At 43.0% G+C, this 12913-nt stretch carries 12 protein-coding genes; 6 read left to right on the top strand and 6 right to left on the bottom strand.

Annotated features, from left to right (window positions below; all coding sequences use genetic code 11):
- Nucleotides 1-193: 193 nt before the first annotated feature.
- The 5 genes from B9G53_RS19160 to B9G53_RS19140 all read right to left on the bottom strand — a co-directional run bounded on the left by B9G53_RS19160 (nucleotide 194) and on the right by B9G53_RS19140 (nucleotide 6503).
- Complete coding sequence (locus tag B9G53_RS19160; protein WP_094535073.1) at nucleotides 194-934, bottom strand: phycocyanobilin:ferredoxin oxidoreductase; 741 nt, start codon at nucleotides 932-934, stop codon at nucleotides 194-196.
- Between the two features lie 134 nt (nucleotides 935-1068).
- The gene (locus B9G53_RS19155; protein ID WP_094535072.1) at nucleotides 1069-2610 is read right to left on the bottom strand and encodes a response regulator; all 1542 of its coding nucleotides are present in this window, start codon (nucleotides 2608-2610) and stop codon (nucleotides 1069-1071) included.
- A gap of 4 nt (nucleotides 2611-2614) precedes the next feature.
- A complete protein-coding gene (locus B9G53_RS19150; protein WP_094535071.1) occupies nucleotides 2615-2989 on the bottom strand; it encodes a response regulator in 375 nt (124 codons plus the stop codon).
- A gap of 365 nt (nucleotides 2990-3354) precedes the next feature.
- Entirely contained in the window at nucleotides 3355-5571 is a 2217-nt protein-coding gene (locus B9G53_RS19145; RefSeq protein ID WP_094535070.1) for a caspase family protein, read from the bottom strand.
- Between the two features lie 260 nt (nucleotides 5572-5831).
- On the bottom strand, nucleotides 5832-6503 hold the full coding sequence (locus B9G53_RS19140) for a Uma2 family endonuclease (RefSeq protein ID WP_094535069.1): 672 nt from the start codon (nucleotides 6501-6503) through the stop codon (nucleotides 5832-5834).
- 455 nt (nucleotides 6504-6958) lie between these two features.
- Here B9G53_RS19140 and hemW point away from each other — a divergent pair, with 455 nt between their 5' ends.
- The 3 genes from hemW to B9G53_RS19125 all read left to right on the top strand — a co-directional run bounded on the left by hemW (nucleotide 6959) and on the right by B9G53_RS19125 (nucleotide 8709).
- Complete coding sequence (hemW, locus tag B9G53_RS19135) at nucleotides 6959-8143, top strand: radical SAM family heme chaperone HemW (RefSeq protein ID WP_094535068.1); 1185 nt, start codon at nucleotides 6959-6961, stop codon at nucleotides 8141-8143.
- A 71-nt stretch (nucleotides 8144-8214) separates the two neighbouring features.
- Nucleotides 8215-8448: a hypothetical protein gene (locus B9G53_RS19130; protein ID WP_094535067.1), complete on the top strand. Its 234-nt coding sequence runs from the start codon at nucleotides 8215-8217 to the stop codon at nucleotides 8446-8448.
- On the top strand, nucleotides 8449-8709 hold the full coding sequence (locus tag B9G53_RS19125) for a type II toxin-antitoxin system RelE/ParE family toxin (protein WP_094535066.1): 261 nt from the start codon (nucleotides 8449-8451) through the stop codon (nucleotides 8707-8709).
- A gap of 52 nt (nucleotides 8710-8761) precedes the next feature.
- Here B9G53_RS19125 and B9G53_RS19120 read toward each other — a convergent pair whose 3' ends face one another.
- Nucleotides 8762-8944, bottom strand: coding sequence for a hypothetical protein (locus tag B9G53_RS19120; RefSeq protein ID WP_094535065.1), 183 nt, complete (start codon nucleotides 8942-8944; stop codon nucleotides 8762-8764).
- 401 nt (nucleotides 8945-9345) lie between these two features.
- On the opposite strand from B9G53_RS19120, the gene B9G53_RS19115 reads away from it, so the two are divergent.
- The 3 genes from B9G53_RS19115 (at nucleotide 9346) to B9G53_RS19105 (ending at nucleotide 12818) form a co-directional block, all read left to right on the top strand.
- Nucleotides 9346-11943: an NACHT domain-containing NTPase gene (locus B9G53_RS19115; protein ID WP_094535064.1), complete on the top strand. Its 2598-nt coding sequence runs from the start codon at nucleotides 9346-9348 to the stop codon at nucleotides 11941-11943.
- 107 nt (nucleotides 11944-12050) lie between these two features.
- Nucleotides 12051-12308 (top strand): hypothetical protein, encoded by a 258-nt coding sequence (locus B9G53_RS19110; RefSeq protein ID WP_094535063.1) that lies wholly within the window; start codon nucleotides 12051-12053, stop codon nucleotides 12306-12308.
- Between the two features lie 18 nt (nucleotides 12309-12326).
- On the top strand, nucleotides 12327-12818 hold the full coding sequence (locus B9G53_RS19105) for a hypothetical protein (RefSeq protein ID WP_094535062.1): 492 nt from the start codon (nucleotides 12327-12329) through the stop codon (nucleotides 12816-12818).
- Nucleotides 12819-12913: the final 95 nt, after the last annotated feature.

Below are 12913 nucleotides of genomic sequence, written 5' to 3'. Positions count from 1 at the left end.
AAAATGTCTGTCATTGGTGCTGTCATGCACAAGCTATTGCGGCAGGTCTTTGGTGTTCTCAAGTCTCAGCGTTCTTTCGATCCTAATTTTGTCCAAATTCCCTCTTGACTTTTTGGTGCTTAAGACAGTATCTACGGTATTTGTATAGGTAGGGGTTTGGTCTCCAAACCCAAATTTCAGCTAAGCTCTAGATTTAGGCGACGAAATCAAATAGCATCGTGGTCATATAACGCTCAGTCCACTCTGTGCCAAAAGACTTTTCGAGAACACGGCGAGTTTTATCATTTTGCTGTTGCTTCTCGCAGTAATAGCGCTGACCCGCCAAAATCTGATCGATTTCCACAGAAGTCGTTAACGGCTCAGTTGCCACCGCAAGCTGACAATGCAAAGTCAAATAATCACGCACTCTTTGTAAAAAAGCAGCCTCTTCGCGATCGCCCATTGGACGCACAAACAAACAAAAATCTGAAAAGATATCGCCCCATGCTGGCAACTCACGAGTTTGCTCAAACGCGATCGCAGGCAAGCTCGACAAAGCATTGTGGTAACTGCGAGGTAAAGCCCGTTCAGGATGCACAGGAGAAAGATCAACGATCGCTGCGCTGATACTTCCTCTGCCACCAACTAAGTCGGCTCCAAAAATAGGAATGCCATAGGATGGATTAGGAAACATCACACAATGCAGAATATCTAAGCCACTGCCAACTTTAGCGAGTTCCAAGTGCAGCTTCCGAAATTGGGGTGTGCTGTAGCAATGGTTCTCAATGATGAGACGCTCACCTTCTAAAGCTCCTTCCACATAGCCTAGATCTTCTGGAACTTGATAGGGAGACAAATCTAGGTTCTCTTGCCATACAGATTCGATACAGTTGGCTAGGTTCCGAATGAGGGGATATTGTTGCTCTCGCAGCGACGCTTGTATGGCTTGAGTCATGCGATTTTATCTCAATGTATATGAATTTTAAAAAAGTATTTATTCTGTGACCATGACTGATTTATTGTGCAAAATACGTGCAATTCATGGCTGTCGCTTACCAATACAAGTAAAAGGTGCGCTTCGCGCACCTTTTACTTGTATTGGTAAGCTCTCACCCGTTGCAGACGATTATGAATCCGATTAGCTAGATCGATGCCCACGATTGGTTTACATAAATAGTCATCTGCACCCACACTAAAAGCGAGGTTTTGGGTATTCGCATCTGTCATCACACTGAGAAATAATATGGGTAAATGCTGCCATTCCAGATTGTTTCTGAGAGCCTGACAGATTTCCAATCCATTGATTTGCGGCATATTGATATCTAACACCAAGACATCAGGCAAAACCGACTGTAACACCGTCCAAAAGTCCTGTGGATCTGCCAAGGTCGTCACTTTAAAGCCCCAAGGTTTGAGCAGTTTAGGAAGCGATCGCAAACAATCCACATCATCATCGACAATCATCACCTTTGCCTCGATTTGAGCATGATCCAGATGCAATCCTGACGATGATATGGTCGTATTTGTCCCTATGGGAGCGCTTTCGATGACATGGGTATTCTCAATTGACTTGTGCAAGGAAGTTACCAAGGCTTCCAAAACTTCTAACTGTTGTTTTTTGAGTAATGGTTGGCTTTGGAGTAAACTTTCGAGCTGACTCGCTAATTGCATGGCGATCATTAACCCAAATGTTCCTAGAGTCCCCGCTAATTTGTGCGATGTTTGTTGAGCCTGTGCTTGCAATTGCGGATCAAGATCTCCAGATTGTAATTTGCTGACCGCTTCAAATAATACTTCTAACTGCTCCAGACTTTTCGGTTTATTGCTGATCCAAAGCTGATTTAAAAATTCTAAATACTGCTTTTGTTGAGTATCTTGAGAGTTGGCGTTGGGTAACTTCAGCGAATTCGTAGTAACAGAATCAATTTGCTGTGGTATTGCCATCTCAGGGGCTTTGTCTGGTGCTTTGAGGTAATAGCCGCGCCCATGCACAGTCGCAATAAAATCTGATGGAGCGCCAGACTCTACTAACTTATGCCGTAATCGACGAATATGCGATCGCACCGTTGCCTCAGATGGGAACTCATCGGAAGACCAAAGGCGATCGAGGATTTCATCAGCACTTAGTAAATGTTGACTATCACGCAATAAAAGCTCTAACAACTCATATTCTTTATTGGTAAGGGTGAGGGGATGGTTATTGTAAGAAACTTCACAGGTACTCGGATTGAGTAGCAAATCTCCCCAAACTAATAAGGGAAAAGAACTAGCATTACTCCGCCGCAATAATGCGCGAATCCTTGCGATTAATTCGGGGACATCAAAGGGCTTAACGACATAATCATCAGCACCAGCATCTAGTCCACTAACCTTGGCTGTACTAGCATTTTGGGCGGTTAGTAACAGAATTGGCATAGTATAACCTTCCGCTCGAAAGCGTTGACATAGACGGATGCCATCTAACTTCGGTAAAACAATATCGAGTACGATTAAGTCATACTCGAATGTCGAGCCATAGGTCCACCCCATTTCGCCATCTTTGACCACATCGACAATATAGTGATTGTCTGTCAGATGCTTAGTTAAGACCGCAATTAATACGTCATCATCTTCTATAAGCAGTATCTTCATAACTTTACCAATCCAGCATTTTGACAATCTGATCAGGGAGATCAAGGGAATTAAAAGGTTTGGTAATCACCCCACTGACTCCTAAATCATTAAACTGCTTTCTTTCAGAAGTTTGAGCTTTAGCTGTCAAAAAGATTACAGGAATTTGGGCTGTTTGTGGATCCGCCTGAAGCGCTTTAAATGTGGCAATACCATCCATATCTGGCATCATCACATCGAGCAATATGGCATCAGGGCTTTCGTCACAAGCGGTTTTAATCCCTTGGGGACCAGAACTGGCAATTAAGACATCCCAATCGGCGACCATCTGAATGCCAAACTGCACCACAGTTTGAATGCTTTCTTCATCGTCAACAATCAAAATTCGTTTGGTTGGCATGGCTCTCTGTTAGCTATAAACAGTTATTTTCATTATGAAACCATTTGTGGATTTTGTATCATTTCGTATACCAAAACACAAAATGGCTATGCCATTTTGCGTTTTTAAAACCCTTAATGGGTTTGCTTCGTAAGCTATCGCCATCTGTATCAGGGCAAACTCAAATAGTGTGAGGCGGCGCTTTGCGCCGCCTCACACTATTTGGGAGACATCAGTTTGATATAGCTACTTGCGTCGTGCGAAGCACGACGCAAGTGGCGAACTGATGTTAACAAGAATGGCGACAGCTATAATTCATGAAAAGAAAGCAGATTTAGCGCAGCTTTGCCGCGCTAAATCTGCTTTCTTATTTCACGGCTTAGCCTTTATGCAACTTGATAATTGAAATTGAAGGTTGCCCATTGATGCATGTCTAGCATCCATGCATCATTGACATTAGCGATATTCCCAAAATCTGAAGGCTTACCTGCGCGATCAAGATCAGCGAGTAGGGCTTGGGCAACTTGTAAGGGATTGGGAATAGAAATTAATCCATTTAAGGAGGATGCTTGACGTTGTGAAGCTTCTAGGATTTTGGCTACCTGCAAAAGTGGCGATCGGCTAATCACAATGTAAACATCGACCATGCCTTTAGGGGCGGAGACAGCCCAATTCATTGGTGCTTTAGGATAGGGTATCGTGAGAGTTTCCGATGCGGGAATGATGCCATCATTGGCGTAGGGAGTGGCGATAAAGTTGGGTGTGAGAATCTTACTGCGTGGATCGAGGCAAAAGATTCGCATATACAGAGGCTGATCGCTAAAGTTTTCAATCTGACATTCCAGGCGATCGCCAATATTAATTGGTTTAGTCCGCACGGTGTTGCTGGCATTATTAGCAGGAATTAGAGAAGCCCTTGCCGCAGATTGACTTGCCACAGTCACAGATCGCTCATCAACACCGATCATCGCCTTGAGTGTGACCCGCACATCGAGATGGGTTGCAGCTTGATTTTCGGTAGTGCGGATTAGCTTGGAGGCGAGAAGACTTTCCAGAAAAGGTTGTAAGCGTTTAATCGCCACACCTACCGACTCGCCAACGGAGCCAAATGAACCAAGAATCGGTGTATGTCCAACTGTGAATAAGCCGTAGCTTGCTGACTGCACTCCAAATAGACAATCGGCACATTGTTCATTGGCATTTACGCCAAACATATTTGGTAAAGTCGAGAAGGCACTGGTAGCGTCCACTCGCTCAATTCTGCTTAAGCCGACATCAAGGGCGATCGCTAATTTGACATTGTGCGAAATGGCGCGCATTACTTCCTGAAGTAATTGTCCTGTTTCTAATTTGGGATTGATGCTGTGATCGTTTAAAACTTCAACTTTGCCATTAAATCCATTGCGTGATTTCAATTGCACTGTAGCTTGGGGATTCGCGGGAATTGATTTGAGAACAGATTGGGTTTCTGAGGCACTAGCTATTTCCGAAGTACTTGCTGCCATTACCTGCAAAATTGCCCCCGCTGCATAATTACTTAAAACGGCGATCGGTAAACCTGCCAAATAGACATCTGCTGTGTGGCGATCGCCAGTGCTATTCATAATCACGCCATCGGAACCAAAGTCAGGAATTGGTAACATCTCGGCAAAAGTAGTAGTGGCGATCGTCTTTTGTTTGGTTGGCTCAACTTCCCACATATTCGCAACTTGTTTCTCGATGGTGAGATTGTCATTGTGTAAAGCGCGGCGATCGAGGGTGGTTGCCAAATCACTCATCACCACATGGATCGTGGTCGCAGGAATGATCTGCCATAATTGCTGCACTAGGGAGTAGGTAAATGCACCACTACTAAAGCCTGACCATTGAGCATCAGCACAGAGCATATCGCCTGAGGCTGCGCGTAAAGTTGTGCTGATGGGGGTAGTTTCGGGTTGATTATCGCTGGATTCTGATGTTGGTTGCCAGTTTTTTAATCCAACTCGCGATCGCAGACGGAAATTCCCGATCGCCGATACATTTGGATAGTAAAAACCTGCATCGATCACATTCAAAATCCGATCTGTGGCGATCGCTTGCAGCCAACCCTGCCATTCCTGTTCCGTAATATCCCGTAGATTTTCTAAATTTTGAGGCAAGCCACTATCTACAGGGACGAGCGTATTGTAATTACCCAGTCGCGAACCATGTCCGCTAAAGTGAACGATTACCAAGTCATCGGGCAAGGTCTGGGCAACTAAATGGGTGGCGATCGCATCGGCAATATTACTGCGAGTTGCTTCTTGATCGGTCAGCGTCACGATATCTTGGGGAGCAAAACCAAAGCGATGAATTAGTAGTTCCTTTTGTAACTCCACATCGTTAACGCAACCATGTAAAGGTAGCCATCCATTATTAGTTGTTGCTGAGGCAAAACTTGAGGTTTCCTCTTTAGCATCATATTGATTAATCCCAATTAAGAGCGCTCGTTTGTGCTGAGTTGATGCTGTCGTTTTTCGTACATACTGCTCTGCGGCAAGAGCCACTCGATCGCGGGTGAGAAATTGCCATCCGATCAGACTGGTCAGACCCGCCTGCAAGAATTGTCGCCGTGCAATCCCCATATTTCTGCCGTGAATTCCTTTGTTTTTTTGCGATCGCTCCTTTAATTAAAACCGATTCAAGGCAACTCTTGGCAGTTATTTTGCCAGATTTTCACTGAGTAAAATTACTCAAAAGTAAATGCGGTGCTTTGCGCCCTATTTATTTTGGTACTTCCTTCCCCGTCTTAAAAAATAGACATTAAAACCCAAGGATTAGAGGTGCGGCGCGAAGCGCCGCACCTCTAATCCTTGGGTGGGAAGGAATATCTTTGTTTTTGAGGTTAAAGGTTTTCTGGATCAACACCCATTTCACGGAGTTTAGCCGCAAATTTGGCGATCGTATCTAGAGCTTGTTCTTTAGCAACTCTTTCGGCAGCAGCTTGTTCAGCCTGTTCAAGATAGGTTAAAAACCTTGTCCCATCAGGTTTGAAAATTTTGAGGGTTTCATCAGTAAGTTCAAAACGGATTCCTAAACGGGGGCTTTTCCAGTTTTGAATGTTGGTAATTGGCTCTAGGTGATGATCTTCAGGGTTTCTTACCCAACCGACTAGATCATTAGCAAGGTGATCATAAACATAATATTCTTCCACGCCATAGGTTTGATAGAACTCAAACTTCCGCGCCATCTCCGAAATCCGATTGCCCCTAGATAAAACCTCAAATACAACTTGAGGTGCAATTCCTGCTTCGAGGTGTTGAATGTAGGAACCTCTTGCGCCCTTTGGTCTGCCAAATACCACCATCGCATCGGGAGCACGACGAATTTCTGATTGTCCTTCAACGGGATACCAGAGCAAATCCCCTGCGACAAAGACATTATCATCATCTTTAAACAGATCTTCTAATCCACCTGCGATCGCCACAATCCATTGATAATGCTCGGTACTTTCAGCCATCGGTTGCCCATCGCTACTAGGATAGATGGTTTCTAATGTGGAGATGGCGTTGGTCATAGTTTTGGATCGGTATTTGGGATTGGTAAATTCGCGATCGCCAAGCAGCTAAATCTAATTATATAACTCATGTTACGTAGAAGTTTCTCCCTAGCCCTCTCCCAAAAGCTACGGTGTACACACAAGTTATCAGCTATAGCGTGAGTTCCTAATGATCCCCCTCAATCCCCCTTAAAAAGGGGGAAGAAGAAAATTCTCCCCCCTTTTTAAGGGGGGCTGGGGGGGATCTAAACCCTCAAACGTAGACAGAGAGAATTGCGGGTATACACGGTAGCTTCTAGAGAGGGAGAGGGGAACAATAAAACCTCTTGTTCCCCTTCTCCCTCTCTGGGAGAAGGGGCTGGGGGATGAGGGCAGATTTTTGTTCGGCGTAACGTGAGTTATATAATCTTTTAATCCAACCATCGCAAGTTTGCCCTTCGGACAAACTTGCGATTAATTATCGCCTTGTTACCTTGAGCCAAATATTTCCTAAATCCCTATATCTACATATTCCCTTTTGCAAAAGACGCTGTTTCTATTGTGACTTCGCAATCACGACAGGTGGCGAGAATCTCAAACAGCAATATGTTGATGTTCTCTGTCAAGAAATTGCGCTTACTGTCGCTGAGATAGCGCCTGTAGAGACTTTGCAAACAATATTCTTTGGTGGTGGTACGCCATCTTTGCTATCAGTAAAGCAAGTTGAGCAAATCCTAGAGGCGATCGCGAAATATTTAGCGATCGCCTCGAATGCAGAAATATCTCTTGAGGCAAATGCAGGCACAGTCAGTTTGGAGAGTTTGCAAGGTTATCGCAGTTTAGGGATCAATCGCATTAGTCTGGGCGCACAGGCTTTTCAACAAGAACTATTGGATGTTTGTGGGCGTGGTCACAGCGTGGCGGAAATATATGAAGCTGTGGATGCGATTAAAAATGCTGGTTTTGAGAACTTCAGTTTAGATTTGATTTCAGGGCTTCCCCATCAATCGATGGCGGATTGGGATTTTTCGCTAAAGGAAGCGATCGCTTTACAACCCACGCATCTATCGATCTACGATCTCACTATCGAAGAGGGAACAGCCTTTGGTAAGCGCTATCAAGCAGGTGATAATCCATTGCCAACGGAATCCCATACGGTCGAGATGTATAGGACTGCCCATGATTTACTTCCATCCGCAGGTTATGCCCATTATGAAATCTCGAATTATGCTCAATCTGGATATCAAGCAAAACATAATTTGACCTATTGGCATAATCAACCCTTTTATGGAATGGGTATGGGCGCAACCAGTTATATCAATCGCCAAAGAATTGATCGCCCTCGCAAAATGCGTGAATATCTTGATGCGATCGCGCTTTGGCAAAGTTCAGGAATTGGTTTTACGGCTCCGATTATTGATGCTGCGGAAGAGTTAATGGATACGCTGATGCAGGGGTTACGACTAGCAGAGGGTTTGAGTTTGAAAGCTTTGCAAGAAACCTATGGTCAAGATCTATGCGATCGCGCCATGCAGATTCTTGATCGCTATCGTGGGCAGGATTGGGTCAGGTTTGTGGAACAGTCTGGTGGGGATATCCGCATTATGTTAGTTCCTCCCGATGGTTGGTTGTTTTCTAATATTGTCATTGCTGATTTGTATGAGAATTTGTCGGTTTAAGGTTTGATAGGCGATCGCTTGTCTTAAAGTTATGTCTTAAAATGTAGATCAACTAAATAAGTTCTAGGCATATGAATATCAAGCTAGATTTGCCAAGTCCGTTAGAGCATGAGTTGTCTATAGAAGCTTCAAGGCTTAATGTGTCTTTGTCGGATTATATTCTCCAAGTGTTGACGCTGAGACGAGATTGGCTGGTTTTGGAGGAGATGGAAGATGCTGAAGATGTTGCCGATGCTGAAATGGCTTTACAGGAAGATGGCTTTATCCCTTTGGCTGATGTTAAAAGGGAGTTAGGGCTTAGTTAGATGTCATACGAAATTGGCTTTAAGCCTTCTGCTTTAAAGGAGATTCGTAAACTGGATGAGTTTACTCGACAAGGCATAATTTCGGAGATTGAGTTACTTGCAGATAACCCACGCCCAGATGGTTGTAAAAAGCTAAAAGGGGAAAGCAATTTATACAGAATTCGTGTCCTTGGTAATTATCGTGTTGTTTACGAAATACAGGATCGTAAGCTGATAGTTACTGTGGTCAAAGTTGGTCATCGGCGGGATGTGTATCGCTAAGTTGTTGCATTTTAAGATTATTCAAAAGCAGCAACTTAGCAATATAGCGTTTTTACTTTTTGTCTGAAGATGGGCGATCGCTCAAAATGACGCGAAATAGAAAGGCTAGCGCAACAATGATCCAGAATGTCGGATCGTTCACGAAGGCGGGATTGGTGCTTGGTTGTGGGTTGTTATTGGTTTGGGCGATCGCTTGAGTTGTGACTTGCTTTTGAACTTGATTTTGAGTATCCATATTTTTAAGTTGCTTTGGATTGCTTTGACAATATCAAGAATCTCAAATTCAGTTTGGAGTTCACTCCACATACATAGCCTTACAAGCCTTACATTGCCTTACATAATTAGGGTTACGACACTTCCCCCACCACCACAGAAAGGATCAATAACTGTAGGGTCAAAGCATTCCCGCAACTATTTACGAATTTATCGATCCTTTTACATCGGGAATGCTTTGACCTTAACCTCAAAACGCAGGGAAAATTTATTGGTGAAAGCGAATAGGGTTAAGCATTTGCGGAATGATATCTTGGTGATGAGTTTAAAAATTGTGGCGCAAATGCTTAACCCCTACTGGTGATTGTCTTTTTCTTATTAAAATTTCGGTTAAGATAAGCCTATCTAATCTCCAGATTGTCTATGTTTCCTAGTAATTTCTTAACTGATTTAGCTCGTAAGTACGAGTTGTCTCATGAGCAAGAGGAAGTATTTTTGCTTTGGTGGGGCAATGATAAGGACGATCGCGAGGTATCGGAGCAACTACACGTCACGGCAGAGGCAATCCGCAATCGTAAAACTGGTATTTACAAGAAGTTTAGTATTGCGGGTGCGGGTGCGAATAAGGCGATTAGGTTGCGAAATTGGTTAGAATCAGAGGCAAAAAAGCTAAATATAAAAGCCGATATTCAACCTGAGTCTGACGACCTCGAATTACTATTACAAGAGGTAACGCAGAAAATTGCTCAATTAGAGAACAATCAGTCAGAATTCATTAGTTACAACCTCAAATTATTGATACAGACGGTAAGACAGAAAATCACTGAATTGTCAAATAATTTGTCAAATATTGATTTTGTAGCGCAAAAGACGAAATCAGAACTTGATTCTTTAAATGAGAAAGAATTAAAAATTCAGAACTTACTAAAGCATCTACTAGCTATAGAACTTGATTGCTTAGTGCAAGAGGTAAAGACGAAAGTTACATCTGATGTCACTGAAAGGTGTGGAACAATGAGGGTGTTGGACATGACGCAACCTGTCGATTTAGATCGGATTTATACCGATGTGAATATCGTCAAGGATGTGACTGGGCGGCGGCGGATTGGCTATGACGAGGTGATGGAGGTATGTACTCGTGAGCATTTTGACCGCTTTTTAGTGGGGACGATTAAAGAACGGGTGACAGGATTTGAGGCGGTTGAGGAATTTCAAAAGCTGGTGGTGTTGGGTAAACCGGGGGCTGGAAAAACCACGTTTATGAAATATTTGGCAATGTCCTGCCTCGGCAGTAGGTTTCATGGGGAACTTGTGCCGATATTTGTGACTCTGAAGGCTTATGCGGAAGAGAGAGGACAGCCAACGCTAGAGAATTACATTTTGACGGAATTTCAAAAGCAGGAGGTGGGGGTGGAGGTGGTGAAGCGCTTGCTCAAAGAGGGAAGAGCGTTAATCCTTTTGGATGGTTTGGATGAGGTGAAGAAAAAGGATGATCGGCGGGTTAAGCGGGATATTGATCAATTTTCGCGAGATTGGCTAAAGAATCGGTTTGCGATTACCTGTCGGATTGCGGCGCGAGAATATCAGTTTGAGAGGTTTACAGAAGTAGAGGTTGCGGACTTTGATGATCAGCAGATTGCAACCTTTGTCAATAATTGGTTTCGAGAAAAGGACGATTCCAAAGGGGCACGATTGTTAGAGAGATTGAATGGTAACGAACCTGTCAAGGAATTAGCTAAAAGTCCTTTATTACTGACTCTGTTATGCTTGGTATTTGGAGAGCGTAACGACTTCCCGCCGAAGCGATCGGAACTGTATAAGGAAGGTTTGGAAGTATTAATGAAAAAGTGGGATGCCAAGCGAAATATTGAACGGGAGATGATTTATAAGCATCTTTCGCCACAAAATAAGGAGGATCTGCTGGGGCAAATTGCATTTAATACATTTGTGAATGGTGAATATTTCTTTCGGCAAGAGGATTTGCAACGCCAGATTAAGGACTATATCTGCAATCTTCCTGAAGCATCCGCCGATCCTGATGCGTTGCGGCTAGATAGTGAAGTTGTGCTAAAGGCGATCGAGCATCATCATGGGTTGTTAGTTGAACGTGCAAGAAATATTTATTCTTTTTCCCACTTGACTTTTCAAGAATATTTTGCTGCGCGGGAAATTGAGAGGGAAAGATACTTTGAAAGATTAATAGATAATATCTCTAATCCAAGATGGAAAGAGATTTTTTATCTAACGGCGGAGATGTTGAGGCGATCAGATAACTTTTTACAGTTAATGAAATGTCAAATTGATGGAATATTGATCAATGACGAGAAGCTATACACATTACTCGAATGGGTAAATCAAAAAATAGATTCTATCCGATTTACGTATAAAACTGTCGCTGTTAGAACTTTTTATGCTTACATTGCTTGTCGCACCCTTGACTACGAACGAGATCATGATCTCACCCTTGACAACAATCTTAATCGAGACCTCACTTTTGACCTTGCCCGCGATAGAAGCCTTGCGATTACTGTTGACCTTAACATCAACCGTGCACTTGACTTTGACCTGTCTCTCGACCTAGCTCTCACTTGCACCCTTGATCGCGCTAAAAGCCTTGCTCGTGATCGCGCCCTTGCTCTTGTTTTTGCTCGTGACCTTGCTATCACTCTAACTTCCTCTCTTACCTTATCAATAACACTCTCCAAAGAAATTTACGATAAAAAATTATACCAATGCCTACAATCTCTAGAAGCAATGATTCCCAATCCTAGTCAAGATTGGGAATCATTTATAGAATGGTGGCAGTTTAAATGGCAAGAATGGATTGAACAATATCGACAGGTATTAATTAAGAATCGTAACATCGGTCATGATTGGCAGTTGACTTATGAGCAAGTAGATCTTCTCAATCAATATTACGAAGCCAATCTTCTTCTTGTCCAGTGTATGAACCGCAGCTACGTCAGCAAACAAGTCCGCGAAGAAATCGAATCAACGATGCTGTTACCAAGTAAAAAGTAGAAAGGAAAAAGGAAAAAAATTCTTTTTTGGATTCTTTGTTTGTAGGTTAAATTATTAGCGATTCTTTAACAACCCCAATTTTTACTTCTACCCTTTACCTTTTTACTTTGTTCGACCAACCTTTACCCCGCGATCCTCGAACAGGGCTACCAATTCCCGACTCTCCCTATCCTCATACTCAAATTGGTTCACGTACCAGTCGGCGCACAGGAGACACATATCGCCAAGCCAGAGAATTTGGCTATGATGGCGAAATTATTAGAGACATTGATTTTACCAATCATCGCCGTGCTGACCATACTAACCCACATCAACATCGCTATAATCAACTTACAGGAAAGCGACAGTCCGCCGAACCACTATAGCTTTTCAGGAAAATAAAAATGTCTAATGTAATTGAAATCAAATATAAGAATAGCCAAAATACATCGACAGTTGAACTAATTGACCTGTTAAACCTGATCGAAAGTAACAAACAGCAACAACTTATCTGGTCAATTTTAGATCTCGAAGCGATCGGCGATATCAGCACGATTTGGGAAAGAGGCATCCTCGATTTAGAAGCAAATATCAAATATTTACCCCAAGGATTAATCCTGAGTTGGCAAATGCTAGTTCAATTAGCTCAAAAATTTGATCAAGTAATTAATACCGTCATCGTTGGTTGTCAAAAAGTATCTAAAATTCCATCTTTAGAACCAAACGTAGATCTAGATGAACCTTGCGAAATCGTTTTAGAACTAATCGATAGCTCAGTTTGGCGCATCTACACTAAAGACAAACTTCTATCTGCTAAACTCGCACTGTTCACTCCAGAACCAAGTAATGTTAGGCAATTAGAAGCGATCGCTAAAGCTTTACGCTCATCTAGGTAAATAGGTGGAAGGAGGGAAAAGAAGCCGACGCAGGAAGTCAAAATCAATCCAACGTAGATTGTATGCCCACTCGAACATGGCTACATACAGATACA

The sequence above is a fragment of the Pseudanabaena sp. SR411 genome, from assembly GCF_002251945.1.
GTDB lineage: Bacteria > Cyanobacteriota > Cyanobacteriia > Pseudanabaenales > Pseudanabaenaceae > Pseudanabaena.
Note: the sequence above shows the minus strand (reverse complement) of the source record. Positions and strands in the feature narration are given on the sequence as shown.

Excerpts from the sequence above, each read along its gene's own strand:
- B9G53_RS19130 (WP_094535067.1), top strand. The coding sequence starts at position 8,215 with ATGAATATCAAGCTAGATTTGCCAAGTCCGTTAGAGCATGAGTTGTCT.
- B9G53_RS19155 (WP_094535072.1), bottom strand. The coding sequence starts at position 2,610 with ATGAAGATACTGCTTATAGAAGATGATGACGTATTAATTGCGGTCTTA.
- B9G53_RS19140 (WP_094535069.1), bottom strand. The coding sequence starts at position 6,503 with ATGACCAACGCCATCTCCACATTAGAAACCATCTATCCTAGTAGCGAT.
- B9G53_RS19145 (WP_094535070.1), bottom strand. The coding sequence starts at position 5,571 with ATGGGGATTGCACGGCGACAATTCTTGCAGGCGGGTCTGACCAGTCTG.
- B9G53_RS19125 (WP_094535066.1), top strand. The coding sequence starts at position 8,449 with ATGTCATACGAAATTGGCTTTAAGCCTTCTGCTTTAAAGGAGATTCGT.
- B9G53_RS19120 (WP_094535065.1), bottom strand. The coding sequence starts at position 8,944 with ATGGATACTCAAAATCAAGTTCAAAAGCAAGTCACAACTCAAGCGATC.
- B9G53_RS19115 (WP_094535064.1), top strand. The coding sequence starts at position 9,346 with ATGTTTCCTAGTAATTTCTTAACTGATTTAGCTCGTAAGTACGAGTTG.
- B9G53_RS19105 (WP_094535062.1), top strand. The coding sequence starts at position 12,327 with ATGTCTAATGTAATTGAAATCAAATATAAGAATAGCCAAAATACATCG.
- B9G53_RS19160 (WP_094535073.1), bottom strand. The coding sequence starts at position 934 with ATGACTCAAGCCATACAAGCGTCGCTGCGAGAGCAACAATATCCCCTC.
- B9G53_RS19150 (WP_094535071.1), bottom strand. The coding sequence starts at position 2,989 with ATGCCAACCAAACGAATTTTGATTGTTGACGATGAAGAAAGCATTCAA.